The following is a 26205-nucleotide window of genomic DNA, read 5'->3' as shown; positions in this document are numbered from 1 at the left end:
TGCCGGACGCCACAGAGGCCAGCGCCACAACGCAGAACGCCGCCCCAAGAGGCGGCGTTCCGGTTAGAAAGGGATATGTGGAGCCGGTCAGGCGGCCACGTCTTCTTGCAACTGGCGCAGGGTGTGGCCGTAGCCCCCCTTGGCGGCGTAGTCCCGCTCGCCACGGGTGGTGCTGCGCGACAGCGCGTCGTTACGGTACGGAAAACGGCCGAACTGGCGGATGACCTCACGGTGCGCACGCGCGTGCAGCAGGTTGCTGTCGCTGTCCGGCAGGCGTTCGCACATCAGCCGCACGCAGCGGTCCTGATCCGACAGGCTTTCCGAGTGCATCAGCGGCAGGTAGAAGAACTGCCGCGCGGGGACGTCGATCTTCATGTCCCAGCCCTGATAGATCGCGCGCTTGGCCACGGCCAAAGCCAGCGGGTCCATCTCGAACGACCGCGCGTCGCCGCGGAACATGTTGCGCGAAAACTGATCGGTCAGGATCAGATAGGCCAGCGTGCCGGACGGATAGGTGAGCCACAGACCGAGGCTGCCGTCGCGGGCAGCCTGCCATGTCTCGCCGAACCTTTCGGTAATCTCGGCATCGAGCGCATCATCGGTGGCGTACCACCCTTTTGGGCCGACTTTATCAAGCCAGAAAGCCAGGACCTCTTCGGGACCAACCATTTCGCACTTCCTCCGGTTCACTGCGTGCAGGTTAAAAACATGACTAACGACACCTTCGGGCCCATTGACACTCAACATTTGCAACATTCCTGTCATAAACGGGCCCTTCGGCGGATATACGGCACCAATGCGTTTCCTTTAGGCAGCATTGTCGCCGGTATCAGACATTTTCCGCGGCTTTTTCTTCCTCTTCCGCCGCTTCGTTTTCTGATTCGATGATATATTCCTGCGCGAAACCGATCGCCACGCTGGTCGCCGTCGGCGCGATCGGCACGTAGGATCCGGTCTCGTCCACCGATACGCCCTCGCGGCGGGTCGCGCGGTAGGCCGCGTAGAGCACCATCAGCACGAACAGGATCGCCGTGAACAGGTAGAACCCACCGGGCCCGAGCGATGTACCCATCATCCAGCCCGTGATGACCGGACCGAGGATCGCGCCCAGACCGTTCAGGAACAGCAGACCACCGGAGGCCGCGGCCATGTCGTCATGCTCCAGAAAGTCGTTGGTGTGGGCGATCAGTAGCGAATAGAGCGGGTTGGCCATGCCACCGATCACGAAGGCCGCGATCAGAAGCAGCACGAACACATGGCCCAGCAGCATCCCCATGATCGATCCCGCAGCCCCGATCAGCGACACAATGATGATGAGGAAGCGCCGGTCCATCCGGTCGGAGAGCCAGCCGATGGGATATTGCAGCACCACCGATCCCACGAAGAAGGTGGCGACGAACGTCGAAATCTGCGCCACGCTCAGACCGGCCTCGGCGCCATAGACCGAGGACATGCCGAATTGCGCCGAAAAGATACCGCCAAGGATGAACATCCCCACGGCCCCCAGCGGTGAGAACCCGACCAGCTGACGCAGGCTCATCGGTTTGGTGGTGCCGAAGGCGGGTGTCGGGCTGATCGACAGTAGGATAGGCGTGATCGCGACACTGACCAGTATCGACGGGATGACAAAGAGGACGAAGCCCGACGGATCGGCGGTCAGCAGCAGCGCCTGTGCGATCACGATCCCGAGCGTCTGGACGATCATGTAGAGCGACAGCGCCTTGCCACGGTTGGAGTTGTCGGCGGCGTTGTTGAGCCAGCTTTCCGCTGTCACATAGACCGCCGAGAAGCAAAAGCCGATCAGCACCCTGCCGATGGTCCACAGGATGATATTGGGAAACGTCGGATAAAGGATCATCACCGCCGAGATCAGCGATGCCAGCGCCGCGAAGACACGCACGTGGCCGACCCTTTGAATCATGACCGGCGCAAGCCGCGAACCGCCCAGAAAGCCCACGAAATAGGCCGACATGACGATCGACATCATCAATGTGTCGAAGCCTTCGATCTGGCCACGGATACCCAGAAGCGTGCCCTGCATGCCGTTGCCGACCATGAGAAGGCACATACCGAACAAGAGCGCCCACGCGCTGGAGAGGACCTGGATCATACTGTGTTTCCTTGCCAATTGCGCCACCCCTACAGGGGGCCTGGCGAATGAGTCGGTTTCAAATACGACTCAATCTGTCGTTTCAGCGCGGCGGTATCAGGAGCGATGCGTCTCCGTAAGAGAAAAAACGATAATTATTTGTAACAGCGTGGTCGTAGATTTCCATGATGCGCCCGTGGCCCATCAGCGCGGAGACCAGCATCATCAGGGTCGAGCGTGGCAGATGGAAATTCGTCATCAGCGCATCGGCGACGTTGAACCGGAAACCGGGCGTGATGAAGATGTCGGTGTCGCCCTCCCACGGGGCGATCCGGCCCGTGTCGCGCGCTGCCGTCTCGATCAGGCGCAGCGCGGTCGTGCCCACCGGGATAACCCGCCCGCCCGCCGCTTTGGTCGCCGCGATCTCGCCGGCGGCGGTATCATCGACGCGGCCCCACTCGCTGTGCATCCGGTGGGTCGCGATATCGTCCACCTTGACCGGCAGGAAGGTGCCCGCGCCCACGTGCAGCGTGACGTAGGTAAAGCCCACGCCCATCTCTTCGAGCCGCGCCAGCAGCGCAGCGTCGAAGTGCAGCGACGCGGTCGGCGCGGCCACGGCCCCTTTGTTGCGCGCCCAGACAGTCTGGTAGTCCACGCGGTCGCGGGCATCGGCGGGCCGTTTTGCCGCGATATAGGGCGGCAGCGGCATGGCACCGGCGGCGTTCAGCGCTGTATCGAAGTCATCTCCGGTCAGGTTGAACCGCAGCAGCGCCTGCCCGTCGGAAACAGCCTCCAGCGTGGCGCTCAGGTCGTCGGAAAAGACGACCGTCTCGCCGGTCTTGAGCTTTTTCAGCGGCTTGACCAGCGCCGACCAGACACCGGCATAGGCCTGTGGCTCCAGCAGCGTCGCCTCTATCCGTGCGGCGACAGCCCCCTGCGCGCTGTCTCGGTGGCGCAGGCCCGACAGCCGTGCGGGGATGACGCGGGTGTCGTTCAGCACCAGACGGTCGCCGGGGCGCAGCCAGTCCGGCAGATCGGTGACCCGCGCGTCCACGGTCTCGGCCCCGTTGGCGACCAGCAGGCGCGCGGAAGAACGCGGCTCTGCCGGACGGACCGCGATGCGCTCTTCGGGCAGATGGAAATCGAAATCACTCAGCTTCATGGGCGCGACTTAGCGGTTACCGCCGTTCTGTTCAATCGCTCTGCGCGACGGTGCGGGCGGAGCGCTGCGCGGCGCGGGCGGCTCGCCCTCGACCGGCGGCAAGGTCGTCTTGGGCGCGCGGAAGATATCGCGCAGCCCGCCCGGCGCCAGCGCCGACAGTGGATTGATCGACACCTCGGGATCCTTTGCCTGACCGCCGAGGCTGTAGTTGAACCCGATCAGCCCCTCGCCCGGCCGGGTCAGAAGTGATCCGATCCCGTTGAAAAGATAGACCGGCGTGATCACCCCCTGCATCGCGATCTGCCCCGTGTCGGTGGCAAAGACGCCGTCCATCGACAGACCCAATGACGCCCCCACCGCGGAAGCATCGCTGATCGTCAGCCGGTTCGGGGTCAGACGGAACTTGGCATCCACATCGTCGAAATAGATGCCGTCACCGTTCATCTCGTTGATCAGCCCGACAACCGAGATCGCGTTGACCAATGCGGCCATCGCGGGCGCGTCGCGGATCGAGATGTCGCTGACGTTCAACGTGCCATCGAACGCCCCTGCCGCGCCCACGGGCACCAGCATCAGGTCCAGCGCCCCACCGACGGCCTGCCGGATCAACCCGACCGAGCGCAGCACCGCGCCCGCGTCTTCGGCCTGAAGGCGCACGGCGGTGCGCCCCTCGCGCGGCTCGGCGCGTCCGCTGACGGCGGCACCGCCGTTCAGACGCCCCTGAAACGCGCCCTCCAACCCCGCGCTGGTCTGGAACGTTCCGCGCATATCGCCCAGCCAGATCGTATCCGACACCTGCAACCGGTCGAGTGCGACCTCGAGCGGCGCAGAGCTTGCGCTGCCGTTCCCGCCGCCGCCGCCACCGCCGAATTCGGCGCGGCGCAGGTCCAGCGTGCCGCCACGGATCGCAACCCGCGGCGCACGGCCCGGCCCCTGCCCGATCACATCGGCCTGCACATCCAGCCAGTCACCGCGGCGCAAGGTATCGAGGCGCAACCGCTCCAGCCCGCCGCCCGCCGCAAGGGTCAGGCTGCCGCGCGCGTCCAGTCCCGCGCCCGAAAGCTCGAGCCGCGTCACCTCGGGTCGGGGTCCGAGCGTCACATCGACAAGAAGGCGCCCTGCCGCGCCGCCCGGCTTGCGCCATCCCAGCGGCGGCAGGCTGACGGCCATGCCGCGCAGATCGGAGCGCAGCGACATGCGCGGGCTCTGCCCTTTCTGGAGCGTCACATCGATGCTGGCCACGCTCGCCCCGTCGAGGGTGCCGGGCGGCAGCGCCACGTTGAACCGGTCGAGCGTCTGCGGCGTCAGCCGTGCGGTGCCCGACCATGTACTGCGGTCCGATCCGGGGCCGATGGGCTGTTGCCACGTCCCGTCAAACCCCAACCCGTCAAGGGCGCCGGTCCCCCCGACAGAGACGCCCGCATTCGTCGCGGCCACCTCAAGACGCTCGGCGGCCAATGTGCGACCGGGGATCAGCCCGTCCGCATCCACATCCAGCAGGCTGCCGGTGAAATCGAACTTCACATCGGATGGATCGCCCCCCTTGCGCAGCGGAAAAGCCAAGGTGCCCGACAGCACCGCGTCGCCCGTGCCCAGATCGACCGGCAGACCGGCGCGCGACATCACGGACATGGGTTCGCGGTCCAGCGTCCAGAGCGCCGCCGTCAGAGACGAGCGCGCGTTAAGCGTAACCTCGGCGGGCGTGTTCGGCACGATCCGCGTGTCGGGAATGACGAAAGACGACTGCGAAATGTCAAGCGCCCCGCCCTCTCCGGCGACCATCCTGCCGCTGTCCAGGGCGACGACGAAGCGGGATGCCTCAAGCGTGACATGGCCGCTGGCCCGCGAGATCGGCGGCAGCGTCCGCATCACCCGCACCTGCGCCTCCTTGAAATCGAAGGACAGGAAACTGCGCGGCGGTCTTTGCGGGGCGAGGCGCAGCGCGAATTCGGCGTTGCGGACCAGAGCCTTTTGCAGGTTCTCGGCCACCCACCTGCGGGTCTTGGTTTTCAACGCCTCGGGCCAGAGCGACAGCACCCGATCCGTCGAGATTTGCGGCGCCCGCGCGTCGAGCGCCAGATGCCAGCCGTCCTGCTGCGCCTCAAGCTCTCCGAAGGCGCGGGTCGTGCGGCCCTTGTCGCGGATCGACAGCTCCCCGATGGTCAGGCGGAACGGGTCGGGTTCAAGCGCGAAATCGACCCGCGCGCCCTCGAAGCTGACCGGTTCGGGAAAGAGATCCCCCGGACTGGCACTGATCTGGGAAATCTCGAACTGTCCCGTCAGCCGTTGCAGCGCGCCTTCGCGCAAACCGCTCAGCACGGCGGTGCCTTCGGCGCGGGCGCTGCCCCAGGCGCTCTGCACCGACAGCTCGTCGAAAACGAGCGCGCCGGTCGCGGCGTTGTAGGAGAAATAGCTGCGCGCCGTGTCGAAGGGCACCGGCGTTGCCCCGTCGGTCGGTTGCACCACGCCGCGACCGATCTGCAACGTGGCGTTCAGCGGTGCCAGCGTGCCATCGGCGCGCACGCCCGAGCGTACCGCACCCGAGATCGGCGCGCGCAGCGCCCCCATCCACGCGAATGCCGGGCTTTGCGTCGCGATGTCCACGGCCCGGACTCCGTCGAGCTGAAGGCCGAATTGCGCTTCTTCCGATCCGATGTCGCTGACGTAATTGGCCGACAGCGTTGTCACACCGCCCCCGTCGCCAAGCAGCGCCAGATCGGCATTGAGCAGCAGCGCGCCCTCCTCGCGCCGCGCGATCACCCGCCCGCCGTCGAGCGTAAACGCCTTGCCCGCACGCCGGTCCACATATTGCAGGGTCAGGCCGCGCACCTCAGCGCGGACAAGGTTCGACAGCGCGGGCCGGCCCAGCACGTCATCCAGATCGCGCACCAGCTCGCCGAGATTTTCGGCGCGGCGGGCGGGCATGTCGACGCCGAGTTCCGCCTGCAACGCAAATGCACCCGATTCCTCGCGGATCAGCGTGGCGAATACGCCGCGCAGGTTGATCTGCTTGGGTTCCAGCCGCCCCTGGCTCAGCGCCCGCATGGACAATTGGGCATTGATCTCGGACAGACGCAGGAATTCCTGCCCGCCCAGCGTCGCGACATGCACATCGCGCAGGCGCACCCGCGGGCGCCAGCCTTCCTCGACGATCAGGCGCAATTCCCCGAAGCTGACGCGCGCGTTCGGCAGTTCGCTGGCAAGCCGCGCCTCGATCCGGTCCTCGACCCAATCGGGCGCGACAATGGGCCTGTCATAGAGAAAATAGAGCCCCAGCACCGCCAGCACCGCCACCAGAACCACCTGCGACCACACCGCCAGCAGGATGCCGCGCAGCAGCAGGAACCGCGCGCGTTTCCTCGGCGCGCGCTTGGCCCGCTCGGGCTCAGGCGCGGGATCTGGCGGGGTTTTATTCTCGGCCATGGACGGAAGTGGACCTCGTGAACAGCGACTGCGCGGGCCGGTCTGGACTTTGCAAGCGCCGCCCTACTATGACAGAGGCCCGCGCGCCCCGAAAGAGCGGGCCACCCCGCAAAGGAGCCAAATCATGCCTGAGATTTCCCAACCCGCCCCCGATTTCACCCTGCCCGTCACCGGCGGCGGCACCGTCACCCTGTCCGACCTGCGCGGCCAGCCCGTGGTGCTGTATTTCTATCCGCGCGACGACACGCCGGGCTGCACCAAGGAAAGCATCGCCTTTTCCGAGCATCTGGCGGCATTCGAGGACCGTAACGTCAAGGTCTTCGGCATCTCCCGCGATACGCTGGCCAAACACGACCGTTTCGCCGCCAAGCACGACCTGAGTGTGCCGCTGCTGTCGGACGAGGAAGGCACAGTGACCGAGGCCTACGGCGTCTGGGTCGAAAAGAACATGTACGGCAAGAAATCCATGGGGATCGAAAGATCCACCTTTCTGATCGACGCACAGGGGACCGTGGCGCGGATCTGGCGCAAGGTCAAAGTGCCGGGTCACGTGGAAGAAGTGCTCGAAGCGGTACAAGGCCAGTGATGTCACTGGCGCAAATGGCCGAGGCGGTGCTGCGCACCGCCGACGGGCGGGAAAAGACCGCCCTGTCGCGGGGGTTCGCCGAGCAGTGGCGCGCCGCGCGCGCGGACGGCACCCACCCCGAGATCGGCCACGCCACGCCGCCGCTGCATCCCGCGCGCCCCGACGCGCCGGAACTGCTGAGCCCGCGCGAGGTGCCGCGCCGCCGCCCCGGCAGCCCCGAGGGGCGCATCGCCCTGCTGCACGCGGTCGCGCATATCGAGCTCAATGCCGTCGATCTGCACTGGGATATCATCGCGCGCTTTACGGATACCAAGATGCCGATCGGTTTCTACGACGACTGGGTCAAGGCCGCGGATGAGGAATCGAAGCATTTCAACTTGATGTCTGACTGCCTTGAAGCATTGGGCAGCCACTACGGCGCGCTTCCGGCGCACGCGGGCATGTGGCGCGCGGCCGAAGATACCGTTGACGACTTCATGGGCCGTCTGGCCGTGGTGCCGATGGTGCTGGAGGCGCGCGGTCTGGATGTGACCCCGGGCATGATCGAGATCTTCAAACGCGCCAAGGCCGACCAAGCCGTTGCCGCGCTGGAGGTGATCTATGCCGAAGAGGTGCATCACGTCGCCTATGGATCGAAGTGGTTTCATTTCCTCTGCGGTCGCCACGAACTGGACCCGACCGAGAAATTCCACGCCCTCGTGCGGACCTATTTCCACGGACAGTTGAAGCCCCCCTTCAACGAGGAAAAGCGCGCCGAGGCCGGCATTCCCCCCGATTTTTACTGGCCACTTGCTGAAAAAATGTGACGTTGCGGGGCGGCACCCGCCAAGGTCGGCGGATTTCTGCCTAAAAATCACACAAATAGGCGGTCCTCGCCCCCGTTTCCGCCCAAGGGTTGCCCGACGGGGAACCGGTGGATATTGCAGTACCGTTAACAAAGCTGTGAGGGACACACGGCTTTGCCGAACGAATGAAGGGGACGGTAAGACGTGCGAACAAAGCTCGCGATTAAGACTCACGCTGTTTTGGAGAAGTATTTCCCGGAGCGACGCGTATTCCTGAAATCAGATAACGACACGCGGTTCATCCGTCTGCGCCCCGGCACTCAGCTGATCGCGTTTACAGGGTGCGCGCTTCTGGTGGCGTGGTCGATCGTCGCGACAGCAGTGATCCTGATGGACAGCATCGGTGCCGGAAACTTCCGCGAGCAGGCGAAACGCGACCAGCGCACCTATCAGGCGCGGCTCAACGATCTGTCGGGCCAGCGCGACGCGCGCGCCGAAGAAGCGCTCGCCGCGCAGGAGCGTTTCAACGCCGCCCTCACCCAGATTTCCGTGATGCAATCCGAGCTCTTGTCGTCCGAGACACGCCGCCGCGAGCTGGAGACCGGCATCGACGTGATCCAGAGCACCCTTCGCGATACGATGCAGCAACGTGAAGAAGTCCGCACGCGCCTTGCCGCATTGCAAAGCGAGGATGGCGCCGATCTTCAGGTCGCGAGCAACACCGCGCCGATGGATTTTCTGGCCGACGCGCTGGCCCGTACCGCCGAGGAACGCGATCAGGTGATCGCGGACGCGCAGGACGCGCTGCTGGCTGCGGACGAGCTGACCCAGAAGATCGCGCTGATGGAAGAGCAGAACGATGCGATCTTCCGACAGCTTGAAGAAGCGATGACCGTATCGGTTGCGCCTCTGGACAAGATGTTCCGCTCGGCGGGGATGCCGACCGACCAGATCCTGCGCACCGTGCGCAAGGGCTATTCCGGTCAGGGCGGCCCTCTGACGCCGCTGAGCTTTACCACCCGTGGCGAGGAGCTGAGCGTCGATACGCTGCGCGCCAACCGCCTTCTGAACCAGCTGGACCGTCTGAACCTCTACCGTATCGCCGCGTCGAAGGCGCCCTTCGCGAATCCGGTGAAAGATTCGTTCCGCTTCACCTCGCAATTCGGATACCGCCGCGATCCCAAGACCGGCGGACGCCGGATGCACCAGGGTGTCGATTTCGCCGCAGGCCTTGGCACACCGCTCTATGCGACTGCCGATGGCGTGGTCACCCATGCGGGCTGGGGTTCCGGATATGGCCGGCTGGTGAAGATCCAGCACGAGTTCGGCATCGAAACCCGCTACGCGCATATGTCGAAAATGCGCGTCAAGGTTGGACAAAGAGTGTCGCGCGGGCAGCGGATCGGTGATATGGGTGCATCAGGACGGGTCACCGGCGTTCACCTTCATTACGAGGTCCGCGTCGGCGGAAAACCTGTCAATCCAATGATCTATATCAAGGCAGCCAACGATGTTTTCTAAGAGCAAAATCAACGATCCAGCGCCCGCGGGCTCGGACCAGTCCAAGCCTGCAACACCGCCATCGCCGGCGCAGTCTTCTCCCGCGCCGCAATCAAAATCGAGCGAATTCAAGGCCTCTGCCCCCAAGGCAAAGCCGCCCGCCTCGGTTCTGTCTTCGGACCTGCACGTGACCGGCAACATGAAAACCACCGGTGACATCCAGGTCGAAGGTACGGTCGAGGGCGATATCCGCGCGCATCTTCTGACCATCGGCGAGACCGCGACCATCAAGGGTGAAGTGACCGCCGATGATGTCGTGATCAACGGGCGCATCGTGGGCCGCGTGCGCGGCCTGAAAGTGCGCCTGACCTCTACCGCACGGGTCGAGGGCGATATCATCCACAAGACGATCGCGATCGAGAGCGGCGCGCATTTCGAAGGTTCCGTGCAGCGTCAGGACGATCCGCTGAACCCCGGCGCGAAATCCGCACCGGCGCAGAAAGCGAACCCCGCTTCCTGAGGCCGGACAGCCAATCCAACTTCTGAACGCCGCGGCAACGAGCCCGCGGCGTTTTGCGTTCATCCCCCTGCCCGCCAGCGCAGATGCACATCGGGCATCTGTTCCTCGTTCTCCGCCCCGTCGGTGCGCGCGACCTCGGCAAAGCCCGCGCGCGCGTAGAACGCCAGCGCGCCCGCATTGCGCTGAAAGCTCCACAGGTCCAATTGTTTGTGCCCAGCCTGGGCACGGCGCAGCAACGTGCGGCCGGCACCGCGCCCCCATGCATCGGGTGCCGCGTAAAGATGGGTGATCCAGCCCTTATCGAGCGCGCTGAACCCCGCGATGCGGCCATCGCGCACCGCCACATCGACACGTTGGGAGGGGATGACGCGATTCTGGAAATACCACAGATCCTCCCCCGCCGAATGGATCCGCGGAAGCCATGGCATCGCAGCGTCGCGCGCGCTTCGGTGAATCCGGGCGATTTCGCGCGCGTCAGAGGCGGTGGCGGGTCGAAGGCTCCACATCAGCAGCACCCGCGCAAAAGAAAAGGCGCGTCCGAAAACGCGCCTTTGGGTGTTCTGGTGACGGTCACAGGATCACTCGATCACTGTTACCGTTTCCATGCGGTCCGGCTCTCCCACGACAGCGCCGTTGGGGCCTGTGCCGCGCTTGATCGCGTCGACCACATCCTGTCCGTCGGTCACACGCCCAACGACCGTGTACTGGCCATTCAGGAACGGTGCCTCGTCGAACATGATGAAGAACTGGCTGTTGGCGGAATCGGGGTTCTGCGCCCGCGCCATGCCGACCACACCTTTTTCGTAGGCAATGTCCGAGAACTCCGCCGCGAGATCGGGCATGTCGGATCCGCCGGTGCCCGCGCGACGCATGTCGCCGCCCATGCGACCGTGTTCGACATCGCCCGTTTGCGCCATGAAGCCGTCGATGACACGGTGGAATACGACACCGTCGTATTTGCCCTCACGCGCCAGCGTGGTGATCCGCTCCACATGGCCCGGTGCCACGTCCTCGAGCAGGTCGATGGTGACGGTGCCTTCGGCCTCGCCCGCGATCTGGATTTCCAGACCGGTCGCCCATGTGGGCCCCGCGAGAACCGTGGCAAGCAGAGCGCTGGTCAAGACATTACGCATCGGCTGCGACTTTCACGCTGATCATGCGGTCGGGATTCGCCGGTGGCTCGCCACGGGTCAGCGCATCCACATGCTCCATGCCGGACACGACCTGACCGTAGACAGTGTACTGTCCGTTCAGGAAATCGTTGTCCTTGAAGTTGATGAAGAACTGGCTGTTGGCCGAATTCGGGTTGGCCGAGCGTGCCGCGCCAAGGCTGCCGCGCGCGTGCGGGATCTTGGAAAATTCTGCGGGCAGATCGGGCATGTCGGAGCTTCCGGTGCCGGCCATGCGCGGGTTGTAGTCTTTTTCCATGTTGGCGTGCTGCACATCGCCGGTCTGGGCCATGAAGCCGTCGATGACGCGGTGAAAGGCCACGTTGTCGTAGGCACCCGCACGGGCAAGCTCTTTCATCCGCTCGACGTGCTTGGGGGCGATATCGGGCAGAAGCTCGATAGTGACGGTGCCGCCGCTGAGTTCCATCAGGATCGTGTTTTCGGGGTCTTTGATCTCGGCCATGCCGCGCTCCTTGTGACGTGTATTGACGAGATACCTAAGGCCCGCGACCAGAATTGCCAAGCCGGTCCATTGACCCTCGGCGCGATACCGGCAAAACAACGCGGACACATATGCACGAACAGGACGGAATTCTTCTCATGGGCTGGAAATCACTCGACGACATGGATCTATCCGGCAAACGCGTTCTGACGCGGGTCGATATCAACGTTCCCGTGGAGGACGGTCAGGTCACGGATACCACCCGCATCGACCGGATCGTGCCGACCGTGAAGGATATCCTCGACCGCGGTGGCCACCCGATGCTGCTGGCGCATTTCGGACGCCCCAAGGGGAAGGTCGCGCTTGACCTCAGCCTGCGCCAGATCGTGCCTGCCCTGCGCGACGCGCTGGGACGCAGCGTGCGCCTGATCGAAACACTCGACGCCGCCGAAGACATGACCGAGGAAGCCCGCGGCGCGGACGTGATCCTACTGGAAAACATCCGCTTCTACCCCGGCGAGGAAACGAACGACCCCGATTTCGCCGCCCGCCTCGCGGGCCTGGGCGATGTCTTCTGCAACGATGCCTTTTCCGCCGCACACCGTGCCCATGCCTCGACCGAGGGCATCGCGCGGCATCTGCCGTCCTGCGCGGGGCGCCTCATGCAGGCCGAGCTTTCGGCGCTCGAAGCGGCCCTGTCCAAGCCCGAGCGCCCGGTGGGCGCCGTTGTGGGCGGGGCCAAGGTATCGACCAAGATCGCGCTGCTGGAAAACCTCGTGAACCGGCTGGATCTTCTGGTGATCGGGGGCGGCATGGCCAACACATTCCTCGCCGCACAGGGCGCGCAGCTGGGCGCGTCGCTGCTGGAGCCTGACTATCTGGACACGGCGCGCGACATCCTTGCGCAGGCCGACCGCGCAGGCTGTCGGGTGCTGCTGCCCGTCGACGGCCTTGTGGCGCGTGCGTTCGAGGAAGGAGCCGCCCATGATGTCGTGGCCTTGGGCGCCGAGACGACGCTTGAGGACAACCAGATGGTGCTGGACGCGGGCCCCGAAAGCATCGCGGCGATACGTGCGGCCTTTGACGGGCTGAAGACGCTGATCTGGAACGGCCCGCTCGGCGCGTTCGAGATCGCCCCTTTCGATACCGCCACGGTCGCCGCCGCACAGGCCGCCGCTGAACGCACCCGCGCGGGCGCGCTGATCTCTGTCGCGGGCGGCGGCGATACGGTCGCGGCGCTGAACAAGGCCGGCGTCGCAGAGGATTTCACCTATATCTCGACCGCCGGCGGCGCGTTTCTGGAGTGGATGGAAGGCAAGACCCTTCCGGGGGTGGCGGCACTGGGCGGCTGAGGAGCCACCCCCTGCCCTGCACCTCACCGGTCATTCACACCGCAAATCGTCAAAATAATGCATTGTGGGCGCGTCGGGGGATTCACAAGGCGAATCACCTGTGTCATAGTCACGGGACCACCCGCGAAGAGGTGGCTTCAAACGGCAGACACAGGCACACCATGAGCAAACCGTCCTTCGGTCCCTTGTTGTTCTTCGCGATCGCTTTCGCGCTGAGCCTCTATTTCACCTTCGCCGCCGTGCAGGGTGATTTCGGCCTGTTCCGCCGTGCGGAAATTCTGGGCGAGGCGCAGAGCCTGCGGAGCCAGCTCGACGCAGTGAACGCCGAAGTGACGCAGATGGAAAACCTGACCCGCCGCCTGTCGGACGATTATCTCGACCTCGATCTGCTGGACGAACGCGCACGAACCGTTCTGGGCATGGTGCGTGCCGACGAAATCGTCATTCGCTGAGGCATCCGCCTGCTGCATGGCTGCATTGTGTTGACGGCCCTCGCCATCGCTCCCATAATCTTCTAGAGTATAGTTTAACGTTAAACTACTTTCGTGCCGCGGGGAGCGGGACGCAGAGGGAGGATACCTATGGCGGCGCGCAAATCGACTGCGAAGACCGAGACACCCAATGTTTCGGCGGATGAGCTGAAAGCCTACTACCGTGACATGCTGCTGATCCGGCGGTTCGAGGAGAAAGCAGGCCAGCTTTATGGCATGGGGCTGATCGGGGGGTTCTGCCACCTCTATATCGGTCAGGAGGCCGTTGTTGTCGGTCTCGAAGCCACGGCCAAGGACGGCGACAGCCGCATCACCACCTACCGCGACCACGGCCACATGCTGGCCTGCGGGATGGAGCCCAACGGCGTCATGGCCGAGCTGACCGGCCGCGAGGGCGGCTATTCCAAGGGCAAGGGCGGCTCGATGCACATGTTCTCGAAAGAGAAGAAGTTTTACGGCGGCCACGGCATCGTGGGCGCCAACGTGCCACTGGGTGCGGGTTTGGCCTTTGCCGACAAGTACAAGGGCAACGACAACGTCACCTTCACCTACTTTGGCGACGGCGCCGCGAATCAGGGTCAGGTCTACGAGACATTCAACATGGCCGCGCTCTGGACGCTGCCGGTGATCTTCGTGATCGAGAACAACCAGTATGCCATGGGTACGGCGCAGCAGCGCTCCACCTCCTCTGCCGAGATCTGGGAACGCGGCAAGGCATTCGGCATCCCCGGCGAAGCGGTCGACGGCATGGACGTGCTGGCGGTCAAGGCAGCCGGAGAGACGGCTGTCGCACACTGCCGCGCGGGCAAGGGCCCCTACATCCTCGAAATCAAGACCTACCGCTACCGTGGCCATTCGATGTCGGACCCCGCGAAATACCGAACCCGCGAAGAGGTCCAGAAGATGCGCGACGAACGCGACCCGATTGAGGCGGTGCGCAAGATGCTGCTGACCGGCGATCACGCCAGCGAGGACGACCTCAAGGCCATCGACAAGGAAATCAAGGGCATCGTGAACGAGAGCGCCGAGTTCGCGAAGGAGAGCCCCGAGCCGCATCTCGACGAGCTCTGGACAGACATCTACGCAGACGAAATTCCGCAGGAGGCCGTGTAATGGCGACTGAAATCCTCATGCCAGCCCTCTCGCCCACCATGGAAGAGGGCACCTTGGCCAAATGGCTGGTCAAGGAAGGCGATACCGTTTCCTCCGGCGACATCATGGCCGAGATCGAGACCGACAAGGCCACGATGGAATTCGAGGCCGTGGACGAAGGCACCATCGGCAAGATCCTGATCGAGGAAGGCACCGAAGGCGTGAAGGTGAACACGCCCATCGCCGTGCTTCTCGAGGAAGGCGAAGATGCCTCCGATATCGACACCGCCAAATCCGAATCCGCATCGGCCCCGGTTCCGGCGGACAAGGAACAATCCTCGGAAACCGCGCCCGCCGAAAGCAAGGCGCACCCCGAACCACAGGCCGATGTGACCCCCGACTGGCCCGAGGGCACCAAGCTGAAACAGCAGACGGTCCGCGAAGCGTTGCGCGACGGCATGGCCGAGGAAATGCGCCGCGACGAGACCGTGTTCATCATGGGCGAAGAGGTTGCCGAATATCAGGGCGCCTACAAGATCACCCAAGGGATGCTGGACGAATTCGGCTCCAAGCGCGTGATCGACACGCCGATCACCGAACACGGCTTTGCCGGTATCGGTGTCGGGGCTGCCTTCGGCGGGCTGAAGCCGATTGTCGAGTTCATGACCTGGAACTTCGGCATGCAGGCGATCGACCAGATCATCAACTCGGCGGCCAAGACGCTCTATATGTCGGGCGGCCAGATGGGCGCACCGATGGTGTTCCGCGGCCCGAACGGCGCCGCCGCGCGCGTGGGCGCCCAGCACAGCCAGGATTATGCCGCATGGTACATGCAGGTCCCCGGCCTGAAGGTGGCGATGCCCTACTCCGCCTCCGACTACAAAGGGTTGATGAAGACGGCGATCCGCGATCCGAACCCGGTGATTTTCCTCGAGAACGAGATCCTCTACGGGCGCAGCTTCGATGTGCCGGACCTTGACGACTACACTGTTCCTTTCGGCAAGGCGCGGATCTGGCGCGAGGGCGAGGATGTGACCATCGTCAGCTTCGGTATCGGCATGACCTACGCGCTCGAAGCGGCCGACAAGCTGGCCGAGGACGGCATCAAGGCCGAGGTCATCGACCTGCGGACCCTGCGCCCCATGGACACCGGCGCGATCATCCGGTCGGTGCAGAAAACCAACCGCCTTGTTACCGTCGAGGAAGGCTGGCCGCAAGGATCGGTCGGGAACTACATCAGCTCGGTGATCATGCAGGAGGCGTTCGACTATCTCGATGCGCCGGTCATCAACTGCACCGGCAAGGACGTTCCGATGCCCTATGCCGCCAACCTCGAAAAACACGCGCTGGTCACCACCAAAGAGGTGATCGAGGCCGTGCATAAAGTCACCTACCGGTAAGGAGCGGACAAGATGCCAACAGAGATCCTGATGCCCGCCCTCTCGCCCACCATGGAAGAAGGCACGCTCGCCAAATGGCTCGTCAAGGAGGGCGATACCGTGTCGTCCGGCGACGTGATGTGCGAAATCGAAACCGACAAGGCCACGATGGAATTCGAGGCCGTGGACGAAGGCACCATCGGCAAGATCCTCGTCGAGGAAGGCACCGAAGGCGTCAAGGTCAATGCGCCTATCGCCGTGCTTCTGGAAGAAGGCGAAAGCGCTGACGACATCGGCGAGGTCTCCGCGCCCGAGGCCGAGGCCTCGTCGAACGTGGCGCCCGCAGAGCCGTCCGAGCAGACTGCGCCCGCACAGGGGCACGGTCGTGGCGGTCCCGAAAGCGGATCGGTCGCCGAGGCGCCCGCCGCCCCCACCGGCAAGGACGGGACGCGCATTTTCGCCTCGCCCCTTGCACGGCGGATCGCGGCGCAAAAGGGGCTCGACCTTGCGTCGATCGACGGGTCCGGCCCGCACGGCCGTATCGTGAAGGCGGATGTCGAGGCGCTCGAGAAATCGGACGCGCCCAAGACCAGCGAAAAAGCGGCCGACGCGAAACAGGATACTGCGAAAACGGACGCGCCCAAGCAGGCCGCTGCTTCGCTGCCCGCAGGCCCCTCTGCCGATACCGTGGCGAAGATGTACGAGGGCCGCGAGTACGCAGAAGTCAAACTTGACGGGATGCGCAAGACGATTGCCGCGCGGCTCACCGAAGCCAAGCAGACAGTGCCGCATTTCTACCTGCGTCGCGACATCCATCTGGACGCGCTGATGAAATTCCGCGCCGATCTCAACAAGCAGCTCGAGCCGCGCGGCGTGAAGCTGTCGGTCAACGACTTCATCATCAAGGCCTGCGCGCTGGCACTGCAACAGGTGCCGGAAGCCAACGCCGTCTGGGCGGGGGACCGTATCCTCAAGATGACCGCGTCCGATGTCGCGGTTGCGGTGGCGATCGAAGGCGGGCTTTTCACACCGGTCCTCAAGGACGCCGAGATGAAATCCCTCTCCAGCCTGAGCGCCGAGATGAAAGACCTCGCCACCCGCGCCCGCGACCGCAAGCTGAGCCCGCAGGAGTATCAGGGCGGCAGTTTTGCCATCTCCAACCTCGGGATGTTCGGGATCGACAACTTCGATGCGGTCATCAATCCGCCCCACGGCGCGATCCTTGCGGTGGGTGCCGGGGTGAAGAAACCCGTGGTCGGCAAAGACGGCGATCTGACCGTCGCCACCGTCATGTCCGTCACGCTGTCGGTAGATCACCGGGTGATCGATGGCGCACTGGGCGCGCAATTGCTTTCCGCGATCAAGGACAATCTCGAAGCGCCGATGACGATGCTCGCCTGACGTTCTCTTCAGGCCGCCGGGGCTGACACCGGGCGCGCGCAACCTATCAAGACAAAGGCCGAAGCATTGCTTCGGCCTTTTTCGGTTTACTCAGGGTCGCGGCAGCGCGGTCAGCCCTCCCACGGGCCCAGCATATGGTTCATGGAAATCGCGGGCTGCTCGCATCCCGCCTCGCCCACGATACGCGCGGGGATGCCCGCCACCGTCTTGCAGGGGGGCACATCCTCCAGCACCACCGAACCTGCGGCGATGCGGCTGCAGTGGCCCACGCTGATGTTGCCCAGCACCTTTGCTCCGGCCCCGATCAGCACACCGTCTCCGATCTTGGGGTGACGGTCCTCCTCTTCCTTGCCCGTACCGCCGAGCGTGACCGAATGCAGCATCGAGACATTGTCGCCCACAACGGCGGTCTCGCCGATGACCACGGAATGGGCGTGGTCGATCATGATCCCTTTGCCGATCCGCGCGGCGGGGTGGATATCGACGCCGAAAATCTCGGACACACGCATCTGGAAGAAATACGCGAGGTCGCGCTTTCCCTTGCTCCACAGGTAGTGGCCGATGCGGTAGGCCTGGACGGCCTGAAACCCCTTGAAATAGAGGATCGGCTGCAACAGCCGGTGGCAGGCCGGATCGCGTTCGAAGATCGCGACAAGATCCGCGCGCGCCGCTTCGACAAGCGTCGGATCGTCGGCATAGGCCTGATCCACGACTTCGCGTACCACCATCATCGACATCTCGTTCGACGCCAGCTTTGCCGCGACGCGGTATGACAACGCCTTGTCGATCGACGGGTGATGCAGAATGGTGGCGTGTACGAATCCCCCGATCAGGGGTTCGTCGGATACCGCGCGCTGCGCCTCTGTGGTGATCCTGTCCCATACCGGATCTACGGCTGAAATACTGGTTTGCGGTCTGGCCATGGGAAGGCTCCTTTTCGGCAGGTCTGCACCGTTACTTAGCATACCAGAGCCAGACGCAAACCCATCACACCCCGGATGGGCGGCAATTCTCGCGCAGCCTGCGTTCAAGACACTGTAAAACCGTAATATAAGCGTCCAGCATCCTTGTGTCCATCACCCGGCCTTCGACCTTTGCAAAGCTATGGGTCGCCGCGCGCAGACTGCCGTCGCCCCAGACAGGATGCCACCTGCCAAGGCGCTTGACGTATTTATGGGCGACATGGGCACCCGAACACAGGGTCGCCGCAAGCCCTGCCCGCTGGGCTTGCGGGGCTGCCGCGACAGCGCGTGCCGCGTGGTGAAGGTCCATCACACCCAACCGCTGCATCAGATCCCCACGATCCTCTGGGCGAACAGACCCGCACCATAGGTCGCCGAAATCTGCGCGACCCGCGCGGTGAAGGGAATGCTTGCGCCGTCCGCGCTCTGCGCCGCTGCGCTATAAAGATATTGCGGCTGCGATGTCAGTTCCTCGCGCAGGAGCGTGCCATTCTTCTCGATACGGACCAGGTACATCTCGCTTTCTTCTCCCAGTGGCACGTCCGGTCCCTCCCACGGGTCACCGTCGAGCCGCGTCCGCCTGATCCAGTCCAGCGCAACCGCGCCGTCCTGCCGTTGCGACGCGCGCAGATGCGCCGGAGCGTAGGGGCGCAGGCCGTTACCGTCGAACGCGAGGGTCAGTTCACGGTAGGATCCGTCGTCGATCGGTCTGTGCGCCGGACCGATCCGGTAGGTTTGCGCCACGCCGCGCAGGTTACGCTCCAGCGCGATCTGGCGCACGGCACCGCTGAGCAGGACAAACTGCGATCCCGCAGGCCAGATATCGGGCATCAGGCCGTCCGATCCCGCCTGCCCCCTCAGACGATTCGACAGGATATAGGTGCCGGGGCCCGCCAAGGTAGCGGTCTGGAACTGGAAAACCTCCCAGTTATCCTTGCCCCCGTCCCCGATCGCGGCAAGGTTCGCACCGCCCAGCAGCGCCGCGCGGCTGACCGATTCGAGCCTGCCGCTGATCAGACGGACTTCCAGCCCCTCGCCACGGTCGATCAGGCCGGGACATGTGGCGGACAGGGGCGTGCGCGTGGTCCCGACGATCGCCCGCGCCGGCAGCACCGTGTTCTCGGCGTAATCCTCGCCCGCCTGGCTGCTGTAGAGCGCCACGCTTCCGGGCCACGGCGATGCTGTCGCCGCGATATAGGGCGCGAAAGGAACTTCGTCGCCGCGCAGAAGCGGCAGATCCAGAAAAACCGGCAGCACCGGCAGAGGCGCCACGAACCGCCGCAGCGGCGCCCCTTCGTCATCCAGCGGCGCAGGGTCGTAGAGCTGCGGGTCGATCCGCACCGCTTCGAGGTGCTGGAACTCCGCCTGCTCGACACTGTCCACACGGTAGAGCGACGCGCCCTCCCGCTGATCTGCCGGCACCGAGATGACATCCCCCGCCCGCACGCCAAGCTGCGAGGGCGGCAGGGCAAACCGCACCGTCTCGCGGGCGATGCGCGCCTCGTTCAGCCAGCGCTCGGCCACCTGCCGCCCCTCGGCACGGGTCATCAGCATGGTGAATTCAGAAGCCGCGACCGCATGGGTGCGTTCGTCGGGCAACACGGCTTCCTCGCTGATCACGTCGAAATTACCGTCCGCCTGTACGAAGCGCACCCGGATGCGCCCGGACAGGCTCGCGTCGGGTTCACGCACCTGCACCAATGTCCCGTCCAGATCGTCGCTGACGGCGAATGTATCGCGCGCCAGCACGGTGGGCCGCAAACCGGTGCGCATCCGGAACAACAGCGTCCCGTCGCGTTCGATCGCATCGAATCCGTAGCGCACCATAAGCGGCTGCAACGCGCTGCGGGCATCGCTGACGTCGGTCATGGCGTAGCCGCGCACCACGCCGTAAAGCCCGCTAGTATCCCGCGCCCCGACGCCGGCGCGCGCGCAAATCTCGTCGACCACCGCGGCAAGGCTGCACGAGGTGGTGCGCCCGTTCAGCCAGTGCCCCCGCGCGTAGTTGCGCCCGTCGCTCCACAGATCACGATTGCCCGGAAAGAAAGGATAGGGCCGCACATCCCACGCCCATACAAACGCATGGCGCATGTCGATCATCGGACCGGTGTATTCCAGTCCTTCGGGATTGTTTTCGGGGCGGGCCCAATAGTCTGTCATCGACCGCAAATACTGCATTTGCATGAAGTCATCGCGCGCCCCGTCGGAATATCTGGGCAGGCGGCTTTCCGACGACTTGGGATCGAGAAACTTGTTGGGTTGGTTCGTCCCCTTGTCGATCGCAGCACAGCCGTATTCCGTGAACCAGATCGGTTTCGATCCCGGCACCCATCCGGTCGGATCAGCCGCACGGACCCCTCCGATGCGGTTGTAATGGCGGTTCTCCCACCAGCCCCGGAAGTCCTTGTAGCGAAAGACCCAGGGCTCGCCATAGGCCCCGTCGGTGATCGGCGTCCGGATCTGCGCGTCCCGCTCCTCTTGCGATCCGTAGTACCAGTCAAAGCCTTCACCCCCTTCGATGTTGGCTTGCAAATAGCCCATCTGGTAGATCGCATCCCACGTCTGCGCATCCAGATGCGCCACGCCTTCGCGCCAGTCGGACAGCGGCATGTAATTGTCGACACCGATGAAATCGATCTGCGGATCGGCCCACAGCGGATCGAGGTGAAACAGGTGATCCTGTGATCCGTCCTGCGGGTGGTATCCGAAATACTCGCTCCAGTCGGCGGCATAGCTGATTTTGGTATCGGGTCCCAAAAGGCTGCGGGCCTCGGCGGCAAGATCGCGCAGCGCCTCGACGGCGGGAAAGACATTCCTGCCAGAGCGCACCTGCGTCAGCCCGCGCATCTCGGAACTGATGCAAAAGGCCTCCACACCGCCCGCGGCAGCACAGAGCGCGGCGTAATGCAGAATGAACCGCGTGAGCGACCATTCGTCGGGACCGTCATAGGTGACCTGCCCGTCTGTGACGGTGAAATGCGCCGCCCGTGCGGTGCCGAAGAACGCCTGCACCTCTGTTGCCGCCACAGGCGTTCCGTCCGACGTGCCGTCGACACCGGGCGCACGCTCGAGGGTGATCCGCCCGCGCCACGGCAGGGCCGGTTGGCCCTCCTCGCCGGTGTAGGGGTTGATCAGCGTGTTGCCGTCCCCCTGATCCATAAGGATGAAGGGATAGAACATCACCTCCTTGCCCTCGGCGCGCAACGCCCTGATCGCCTCGATCACCGCCGCGTCGGCGGGCGTGCCGCCGTAAATCGGCCGGTCGTCCGTTCCTGTCGCAATCACCTCTGCGTCCTCGCGCGACAGACCGGACACCACCCAAGGCATTTCCTCTCCGTCGATGGTGGGGTCCTCGACCTTAGGGCGCAGCGCGCACTGCGCCATCCGCAGGTCCGATCCGAACCACGACACCACGAGCGATGCTGCGGCGAGGTTCGGCAATTCCTCGACCAGTTCCTCCAGCGATGTCGTGAAATCGGGCTTGCCCGAGGGGGAGTTGATGTTCGCGCTCCACCGCGCCTTGTTCTCTCCTTCATAGCTGACAGCCGTTGTCGCCAGCGAATATTCTCCGGTGCCGGGGATCAATGCCACACCGTTGATCCCGTAGGTCAGCGCATGGGTCGATGCATCGAATTCCAGCTGCTCGGGCCGCAGCACCTCGAAAGAGAACTGTGGCACCCGGTTTCCGTAGGCCTGAAGCGCCAGCGCCTCGATCACGACATAAGCTGTGCCGCGATAGGCGGGCACGGTGCCCAGCCCTTCGATGGCCTCCATCAGCGGATCGGGCTGTTGATCGGCGCTGCCCGTGTAGACGGTCAGGTTCAGGTCATCCGGCGCGATCTCTTCGCCGTCCGCCCAGATCCGCCCGACGCGGCTGATCTCGCCTTCGCAGAGCGCAATGGCGAGGCTGACCGAATAGCTGTACTCGGTCGTCCTTGGCCGCGATCCGCCGCCCTTGCCACCCCCGCTCGTGGTCGTCACCTCCTCGAATTGGGAGGCCCAGATCACCTGCCCGCCGACGCGCATCCGCCCGTGCAGACGGGTAACGGGATCGCCCTCGCCGGCACTGGTGAGCCGAAAGCGGTCGATCTTGCCGGTCTCGACCGCCTGCGCCCCCGAACCGAGGATCTTCTGATCCACCACGCGCCCCAGGGTCGCACCGACCGCGCGGCCAATCGCGACAGAAGACAATCCCGCCAGAGTACCGCCAACCGAGCCGCCAATCGCGGCGCCCGCCGCAGAGAAAAGTATCGTCGCCATCAGTCGGCCTCCTGTGGAAAATCAAATGTCGCCACCACGCGCCTGCGCCACGGGGCTGTCAGCGCGCTTTCGACAACGCCATGCCCCGAATAGGCGTGCACAAAGGCGGGATCGTCCCCCGCCCGCGAGACGATGCCGAGGTGTTTTGCTACCGCGCCATGGCGCATCCGGAACAGAACGACCGACCCTGCCTGCGGCGCTGCAACCGGCACCAGATGCCGCAACGCCGCCGCCCAGAGGCGTTCCTCTCCGGAAGGTTCGGACCAGTCCATCGAATAGGCAGGGACAGCTTCGGGCTCGGTGCCGAACACATCGCGCCACACACCGCGCACGAGGCCCAGACAATCGCACCCTGCCCCCCGCAAGGACGCCTGATGCACATAAGGCGTGCCGATCCAGGCTTGCGCCGCGCGCACAATCTGCGCCGCGCTCATCTGCGCGACCCGCCGGTGTTGGCCTTCGCCCCAGAGGGCACCGAGACGACCCAGTCCTCGCCCGGCAAATCGGGAAAGCCCTGATAGTTTTTCAGATTGTCGAACTTGCCACTACAGGTGTCCGTGCGCTTGTCGCACCCTGCCGTCAGCCTCAGCACGGTACCCGCCGCGATCCCTGCGCGTATGGGCTCCCAAAGCTCGATCACGCGCCCGTCCTCCTCGATGCTGTCGGATTTGATCGCACCCCAAAGCCCGGCCGCCGGTCCGGCGGTGACTTCAAGTCGCCCGCGGGCGAACCATTCGGGCGCGAACGGCAGGGTGAAATCCCACGTAAACCGGCGGTAATCGCTGTGACCCTGAAGCGGAATATCGTGAACGAAACCTTCACTGCCAAGGTTGAAGCGGCACATGCGATCCCCCAGAACGGCTGTGCACGGTTTCTGGTAGACCCGCCCCTGCGGGCGGTTCAGCGCCTCGGTCAATCCGCGCAATTCGGCGCGGAAACCGCCGCCTGCACGGGTCAGCTCTCCTATGGTGCCGCGAAAATTCAGCCAGTGCTGCGCGGGATCCGCCCAGTTGACCAGCCACGCGCGGACGTCCGCGCCGTCGAACCGCCCCTGCTCGATCTCGTCCTCGCGCAGCGATGCATCCGACAGGGCCCCCAGTGCTTCGGTGTTGTCCACGGACAATCCGGTGCTTTGCTGCAACGCCAGCGCGCTGAGGCCCGTATCGGCGCGAAAGCGGATGCCCGCGAAGGACAGCGGCCTGTCGTGATCGGTAAATGCGAATACCTTGCCGTCAGAGCGGGTAATCGCCCAGGCGTGGCACACCGTGGTCAGCCCGCCCGCCAGATGCGCGGCAAGGCCTGCGTTGAATCCCGCGCTCATACCCGCACCTCGCGCACGGGGATGTCGGGGACCTGACCGGCCTGAAAGCTTGCGATATTCGTCAGCAGCCGGTCGCTGTCGAACCGCACGGGTACATCGAATTCGAACCCCGCGAAGACCCGCGTATCCGGATCGGGGGCATCGAAGAAGGTCACGATGCCCGTGGTCTCATCGACGGTATAATCGATGGTCTCGCGCTGTTCATCCTGCTCGACCATGATCAGAACCGACCCTTTCACCGGCTTTGAAATGGGTCGCGCGTATTCATGCGCGCCGGACCGGTAGGTCTTACGCAGCTGGAACGCCAGCGTTTCCCCATCGCCGGTCGCGATCAGCTGGTCCGCGTAATCGACCTTGGCGGACGGAATGGACGATTTGAAATCCGACCAGTCCTTCCAGCGAAAGCCGAACATCTGTCCCAGCCGGGCCTCGTAGAAACCGATGACCCGTTCGATATCGTCCAGCGACCGCAGCCCCAGACCCGCATCGTAGACGCGGCGCGAATGCGCCCATGGCGTGTTGCGCTCCTCGTAGCCGTTGGCCAGCGTGACCACGTCAACGCGCCGCTGCGGCCCGCCCACGGCACCAAAGCTCAGATCGGGCGGAAATTGCACCTCGTGAAAGTTCATCGCTCTTTCTCCCTAACGGTTCTTCTGTGCGGCGCTCAGCGCGCGGCTCATCTGGGCCGCGATCTGGCTGCGGGACCGCTGGAACCCGGCCACATCGGGCGTTGTGATATTCATCACCACCGTCGGCGCGCCCCCGCTGCCCGCCATCCTGACGCCCAGCTTGCCATCGGGGCCGCGCGACAGCGGCATGATCGCCTCGGGTCCGGCCTCGCCCATCACGCCGATCCCCCCGCGCATCCCGAAATGCGTGGCCTGGGTCACGACGCCGCCATCGGCGAAAGGCATGACACGCCCCTGACTGAAGGGCGCACCGTTGGCAAAGGGCAGTATGCCCTGCACCAACCCGCCGATCCCTTGGGTGATAAGCCCGCCGAAATGGTCGGTCACCGGCTTCATCGCGGCGTTATAGGCGGTGCGCGACAGAGACTGCGCGACCGTCGACAGCGCATCGCTCAGCTTCATGCCGTCAAAGACCACCCCGTCGAACGCGCGGCGCAATCCACGGCTCAGCCCTTTTTCCAGTGTTGCCATGTCCTTGCCCGTCGCGGTGAGCGACGTGCGCATGCGCCGTAATTCGCTGTCAAAACCCGACACCAGGGTCGCCGTCTGCCCCAGCGTCTGGTTCAGCGCCTGCGCATCCGTCTGCAAGTCATCGAAGCTGTCATCGTCCTGCATCGTCTTTGTCCTTTCGCTTGTCCGGATAGGCCGCCATCAGCGCCTCCAGACCGCCGCGCAACAGCGGCTTGGTTCCCGTTCCCGCGCCCAGCATGGTCTGAAGCTCTCCGGGCGTGAGCGCCCAGAACTCGCGCGGTGTCAGCCGCAGAACATGCAGCCCCGCGCGCATCAGCGCGGGCCAGTCGAAGGCGGCACTCACTGTGGCACCGCAAAGGCCCGCGCCAGCAGCTCGGCTGCCGCACGCGACGCCGCCACCGGACCGCCTTCGATATGCGCCTGTGCCAGCGCATCGGGGTCCGTCTGGTATCCGCCGCCGCGCAATCCGGCATGAAGAAGCGCCAGAATATCGCGGGCACTGAACCGGCCACTCTCGAACCGCTCGACCAGTTCCAGCAGTGTCGAGGCGTCCAGATCCTCCTCCAGCTCCGCCAGCGCGCCCAGCGTCAGGCGCATCTGGTGCAGCTTGCCATCAATGGTCAGCGCCACTTCCCCCCTCCACCGGTTGGTCATGTCAGACCACCGGATCTACGTCTGGGACAAATTGCATCTCGCCCGCCGACGCGAGGCTCAGCTCATAGGTGGCCTCCCCGTTCAACTGGCCCGCGTATTCCAGTGCCGTGACCTGAAACGGTCCCTGCACGATGCCGAAATCGGGGATCACGATCTGGAAATCCGGTGTCAGACCGTCGAACAGCAACTCCCGTGCGCGTTCGTCCGTCGCGGCATCGCGAAACACACCCGATCCGCTGATCGCCGCAGATCGCACGCCCGCCCCTGCAAGCAGCTCGCGCCAGCCTCCCGCACTGTCGAGCGCGGTCACATCCACGGCCTCTGCGTTGAAGCTGATGCGCGTGGCACGAAGCCCTGCGAGGGTTTCGAAATTACCGTCCGTGGACATGTCCACCTTGACCAAAAGGTCCTTGCCTGCCTGAACAGCCATCGTGATCTCTCCTTTAAAAAGCCTGTT

26 protein-coding genes are annotated in these 26205 nt (G+C 64.5%); 9 read left to right on the top strand and 17 right to left on the bottom strand.

Annotation, left to right across the window (positions count from 1 at the left end; translation table 11 throughout):
• Positions 1-87: 87 nt before the first annotated feature.
• The 4 genes from ABMC89_RS02615 to ABMC89_RS02600 all read right to left on the bottom strand — a co-directional run bounded on the left by ABMC89_RS02615 (position 88) and on the right by ABMC89_RS02600 (position 6674).
• The gene (locus ABMC89_RS02615; protein ID WP_349564896.1) at positions 88-669 is read right to left on the bottom strand and encodes a DUF924 family protein; all 582 of its coding nucleotides are present in this window, start codon (positions 667-669) and stop codon (positions 88-90) included.
• Between the two features lie 160 nt (positions 670-829).
• Entirely contained in the window at positions 830-2110 is a 1281-nt protein-coding gene (locus ABMC89_RS02610; RefSeq protein WP_349564894.1) for an MFS transporter, read from the bottom strand.
• An 82-nt stretch (positions 2111-2192) separates the two neighbouring features.
• Positions 2193-3251, bottom strand: coding sequence for a tRNA preQ1(34) S-adenosylmethionine ribosyltransferase-isomerase QueA (queA, locus tag ABMC89_RS02605; RefSeq protein ID WP_349564892.1), 1059 nt, complete (start codon positions 3249-3251; stop codon positions 2193-2195).
• Positions 3252-3260: 9 nt separating this feature from the next.
• Positions 3261-6674 (bottom strand): YhdP family protein, encoded by a 3414-nt coding sequence (locus tag ABMC89_RS02600; RefSeq protein ID WP_349564890.1) that lies wholly within the window; start codon positions 6672-6674, stop codon positions 3261-3263.
• A gap of 124 nt (positions 6675-6798) precedes the next feature.
• On the opposite strand from ABMC89_RS02600, the gene ABMC89_RS02595 reads away from it, so the two are divergent.
• The 4 genes from ABMC89_RS02595 (at position 6799) to ABMC89_RS02580 (ending at position 10065) form a co-directional block, all read left to right on the top strand.
• Complete coding sequence (locus ABMC89_RS02595) at positions 6799-7260, top strand: peroxiredoxin (RefSeq protein ID WP_349564888.1); 462 nt, start codon at positions 6799-6801, stop codon at positions 7258-7260.
• Entirely contained in the window at positions 7257-8066 is an 810-nt protein-coding gene (locus ABMC89_RS02590) for a ferritin-like domain-containing protein (protein ID WP_349564886.1), read from the top strand. Before ABMC89_RS02595 ends, ABMC89_RS02590 begins: the two co-directional genes overlap by 4 nt.
• Positions 8067-8249: 183 nt before the next feature.
• Complete coding sequence (locus tag ABMC89_RS02585; protein WP_349564884.1) at positions 8250-9566, top strand: DUF5930 domain-containing protein; 1317 nt, start codon at positions 8250-8252, stop codon at positions 9564-9566.
• Positions 9556-10065 (top strand): bactofilin family protein, encoded by a 510-nt coding sequence (locus ABMC89_RS02580; RefSeq protein ID WP_349564882.1) that lies wholly within the window; start codon positions 9556-9558, stop codon positions 10063-10065. Before ABMC89_RS02585 ends, ABMC89_RS02580 begins: the two co-directional genes overlap by 11 nt.
• Before the next feature lie 59 nt (positions 10066-10124).
• Here the strand turns inward: ABMC89_RS02580 and ABMC89_RS02575 are convergent, their stop codons facing one another.
• From ABMC89_RS02575 to ABMC89_RS02565, 3 genes are all read right to left on the bottom strand, one after another.
• A complete protein-coding gene (locus tag ABMC89_RS02575) occupies positions 10125-10493 on the bottom strand; it encodes a GNAT family N-acetyltransferase (protein WP_349564879.1) in 369 nt (122 codons plus the stop codon).
• 150 nt (positions 10494-10643) lie between these two features.
• A complete protein-coding gene (locus ABMC89_RS02570) occupies positions 10644-11198 on the bottom strand; it encodes a peptidylprolyl isomerase (RefSeq protein WP_349564877.1) in 555 nt (184 codons plus the stop codon).
• Positions 11191-11697: a peptidylprolyl isomerase gene (locus tag ABMC89_RS02565; protein WP_349564875.1), complete on the bottom strand. Its 507-nt coding sequence runs from the start codon at positions 11695-11697 to the stop codon at positions 11191-11193. The genes ABMC89_RS02570 and ABMC89_RS02565 overlap by 8 nt, the downstream gene beginning before the upstream one ends.
• 137 nt (positions 11698-11834) lie before the next feature.
• Between ABMC89_RS02565 and ABMC89_RS02560 the strand changes: the two genes are divergently transcribed.
• The 5 genes from ABMC89_RS02560 to ABMC89_RS02540 all read left to right on the top strand — a co-directional run bounded on the left by ABMC89_RS02560 (position 11835) and on the right by ABMC89_RS02540 (position 17391).
• Entirely contained in the window at positions 11835-13028 is a 1194-nt protein-coding gene (locus ABMC89_RS02560; protein WP_349564873.1) for a phosphoglycerate kinase, read from the top strand.
• 161 nt (positions 13029-13189) lie between these two features.
• Entirely contained in the window at positions 13190-13480 is a 291-nt protein-coding gene (locus ABMC89_RS02555) for an FtsB family cell division protein (protein WP_349564871.1), read from the top strand.
• A 129-nt stretch (positions 13481-13609) separates the two neighbouring features.
• Positions 13610-14632 carry a pyruvate dehydrogenase (acetyl-transferring) E1 component subunit alpha gene (gene pdhA, locus ABMC89_RS02550; protein WP_349564869.1) on the top strand — a complete coding sequence of 341 codons (1023 nt, stop codon included), beginning with the start codon at positions 13610-13612 and terminating at the stop codon, positions 14630-14632.
• Positions 14632-16011 (top strand): pyruvate dehydrogenase complex E1 component subunit beta, encoded by a 1380-nt coding sequence (locus ABMC89_RS02545; protein WP_349564867.1) that lies wholly within the window; start codon positions 14632-14634, stop codon positions 16009-16011. The genes pdhA and ABMC89_RS02545 overlap by 1 nt, the downstream gene beginning before the upstream one ends.
• 12 nt (positions 16012-16023) lie before the next feature.
• Positions 16024-17391: a pyruvate dehydrogenase complex dihydrolipoamide acetyltransferase gene (locus ABMC89_RS02540; protein ID WP_349564865.1), complete on the top strand. Its 1368-nt coding sequence runs from the start codon at positions 16024-16026 to the stop codon at positions 17389-17391.
• A gap of 110 nt (positions 17392-17501) precedes the next feature.
• On the opposite strand, the gene cysE is transcribed toward ABMC89_RS02540, so the two are convergent.
• From cysE to ABMC89_RS02490, 10 genes are all read right to left on the bottom strand, one after another.
• Positions 17502-18314, bottom strand: coding sequence for a serine O-acetyltransferase (cysE, locus tag ABMC89_RS02535; RefSeq protein WP_349564863.1), 813 nt, complete (start codon positions 18312-18314; stop codon positions 17502-17504).
• 64 nt (positions 18315-18378) lie between these two features.
• Positions 18379-18681: a DUF7742 family protein gene (locus tag ABMC89_RS02530; RefSeq protein WP_349564861.1), complete on the bottom strand. Its 303-nt coding sequence runs from the start codon at positions 18679-18681 to the stop codon at positions 18379-18381.
• Positions 18681-22613 carry a baseplate multidomain protein megatron gene (locus ABMC89_RS02525; protein ID WP_349564859.1) on the bottom strand — a complete coding sequence of 1311 codons (3933 nt, stop codon included), beginning with the start codon at positions 22611-22613 and terminating at the stop codon, positions 18681-18683. Before ABMC89_RS02525 ends, ABMC89_RS02530 begins: the two co-directional genes overlap by 1 nt.
• On the bottom strand, positions 22613-23047 hold the full coding sequence (locus ABMC89_RS02520; protein WP_349564857.1) for an NlpC/P60 family protein: 435 nt from the start codon (positions 23045-23047) through the stop codon (positions 22613-22615). Before ABMC89_RS02520 ends, ABMC89_RS02525 begins: the two co-directional genes overlap by 1 nt.
• Complete coding sequence (locus tag ABMC89_RS02515) at positions 23044-23934, bottom strand: phage/gene transfer agent baseplate hub protein (RefSeq protein ID WP_349564855.1); 891 nt, start codon at positions 23932-23934, stop codon at positions 23044-23046. The genes ABMC89_RS02520 and ABMC89_RS02515 overlap by 4 nt, the downstream gene beginning before the upstream one ends.
• Positions 23931-24563, bottom strand: coding sequence for a phage distal tail protein, Rcc01695 family (locus tag ABMC89_RS02510; RefSeq protein WP_349564853.1), 633 nt, complete (start codon positions 24561-24563; stop codon positions 23931-23933). Before ABMC89_RS02510 ends, ABMC89_RS02515 begins: the two co-directional genes overlap by 4 nt.
• A 12-nt stretch (positions 24564-24575) precedes the next feature.
• Entirely contained in the window at positions 24576-25238 is a 663-nt protein-coding gene (locus tag ABMC89_RS02505; protein ID WP_349564851.1) for an RcGTA-type gene transfer agent tail tape measure protein, read from the bottom strand.
• Complete coding sequence (locus tag ABMC89_RS02500) at positions 25225-25437, bottom strand: rcc01693 family protein (RefSeq protein ID WP_349564849.1); 213 nt, start codon at positions 25435-25437, stop codon at positions 25225-25227. The genes ABMC89_RS02505 and ABMC89_RS02500 overlap by 14 nt, the downstream gene beginning before the upstream one ends.
• Positions 25434-25748, bottom strand: coding sequence for a gene transfer agent family protein (locus ABMC89_RS02495; RefSeq protein ID WP_349564847.1), 315 nt, complete (start codon positions 25746-25748; stop codon positions 25434-25436). Before ABMC89_RS02495 ends, ABMC89_RS02500 begins: the two co-directional genes overlap by 4 nt.
• Position 25749: 1 nt before the next feature.
• On the bottom strand, positions 25750-26178 hold the full coding sequence (locus ABMC89_RS02490; RefSeq protein WP_349564845.1) for a phage major tail protein, TP901-1 family: 429 nt from the start codon (positions 26176-26178) through the stop codon (positions 25750-25752).
• Positions 26179-26205: the final 27 nt, after the last annotated feature.

It is taken from the genome of Sulfitobacter sp. HNIBRBA3233 (assembly GCF_040149665.1).
Classification (GTDB): domain Bacteria; phylum Pseudomonadota; class Alphaproteobacteria; order Rhodobacterales; family Rhodobacteraceae; genus Sulfitobacter; species Sulfitobacter marinivivus.
This window is presented reverse-complemented; position numbering and strand designations above follow the sequence as displayed.

Coding starts and splice junctions, on each gene's coding strand:
- ABMC89_RS02615 (WP_349564896.1), bottom strand. CDS start 669: ATGGTTGGTCCCGAAGAGGTCCTGGCTTTCTGGCTTGATAAAGTCGGC.
- ABMC89_RS02610 (WP_349564894.1), bottom strand. CDS start 2,110: ATGATCCAGGTCCTCTCCAGCGCGTGGGCGCTCTTGTTCGGTATGTGC.
- queA (WP_349564892.1), bottom strand. CDS start 3,251: ATGAAGCTGAGTGATTTCGATTTCCATCTGCCCGAAGAGCGCATCGCG.
- ABMC89_RS02600 (WP_349564890.1), bottom strand. CDS start 6,674: ATGGCCGAGAATAAAACCCCGCCAGATCCCGCGCCTGAGCCCGAGCGG.
- ABMC89_RS02595 (WP_349564888.1), top strand. CDS start 6,799: ATGCCTGAGATTTCCCAACCCGCCCCCGATTTCACCCTGCCCGTCACC.
- ABMC89_RS02580 (WP_349564882.1), top strand. CDS start 9,556: ATGTTTTCTAAGAGCAAAATCAACGATCCAGCGCCCGCGGGCTCGGAC.
- ABMC89_RS02575 (WP_349564879.1), bottom strand. CDS start 10,493: ATGCCATGGCTTCCGCGGATCCATTCGGCGGGGGAGGATCTGTGGTAT.
- ABMC89_RS02570 (WP_349564877.1), bottom strand. CDS start 11,198: ATGCGTAATGTCTTGACCAGCGCTCTGCTTGCCACGGTTCTCGCGGGG.
- ABMC89_RS02565 (WP_349564875.1), bottom strand. CDS start 11,697: ATGGCCGAGATCAAAGACCCCGAAAACACGATCCTGATGGAACTCAGC.
- ABMC89_RS02560 (WP_349564873.1), top strand. CDS start 11,835: ATGGGCTGGAAATCACTCGACGACATGGATCTATCCGGCAAACGCGTT.
- ABMC89_RS02555 (WP_349564871.1), top strand. CDS start 13,190: ATGAGCAAACCGTCCTTCGGTCCCTTGTTGTTCTTCGCGATCGCTTTC.
- pdhA (WP_349564869.1), top strand. CDS start 13,610: ATGGCGGCGCGCAAATCGACTGCGAAGACCGAGACACCCAATGTTTCG.
- ABMC89_RS02545 (WP_349564867.1), top strand. CDS start 14,632: ATGGCGACTGAAATCCTCATGCCAGCCCTCTCGCCCACCATGGAAGAG.
- ABMC89_RS02540 (WP_349564865.1), top strand. CDS start 16,024: ATGCCAACAGAGATCCTGATGCCCGCCCTCTCGCCCACCATGGAAGAA.
- cysE (WP_349564863.1), bottom strand. CDS start 18,314: ATGGCCAGACCGCAAACCAGTATTTCAGCCGTAGATCCGGTATGGGAC.
- ABMC89_RS02530 (WP_349564861.1), bottom strand. CDS start 18,681: ATGCAGCGGTTGGGTGTGATGGACCTTCACCACGCGGCACGCGCTGTC.
- ABMC89_RS02525 (WP_349564859.1), bottom strand. CDS start 22,613: ATGGCGACGATACTTTTCTCTGCGGCGGGCGCCGCGATTGGCGGCTCG.
- ABMC89_RS02520 (WP_349564857.1), bottom strand. CDS start 23,047: ATGAGCGCGGCGCAGATTGTGCGCGCGGCGCAAGCCTGGATCGGCACG.
- ABMC89_RS02515 (WP_349564855.1), bottom strand. CDS start 23,934: ATGAGCGCGGGATTCAACGCAGGCCTTGCCGCGCATCTGGCGGGCGGG.
- ABMC89_RS02510 (WP_349564853.1), bottom strand. CDS start 24,563: ATGAACTTTCACGAGGTGCAATTTCCGCCCGATCTGAGCTTTGGTGCC.
- ABMC89_RS02505 (WP_349564851.1), bottom strand. CDS start 25,238: ATGCAGGACGATGACAGCTTCGATGACTTGCAGACGGATGCGCAGGCG.
- ABMC89_RS02495 (WP_349564847.1), bottom strand. CDS start 25,748: ATGACCAACCGGTGGAGGGGGGAAGTGGCGCTGACCATTGATGGCAAG.
- ABMC89_RS02490 (WP_349564845.1), bottom strand. CDS start 26,178: ATGGCTGTTCAGGCAGGCAAGGACCTTTTGGTCAAGGTGGACATGTCC.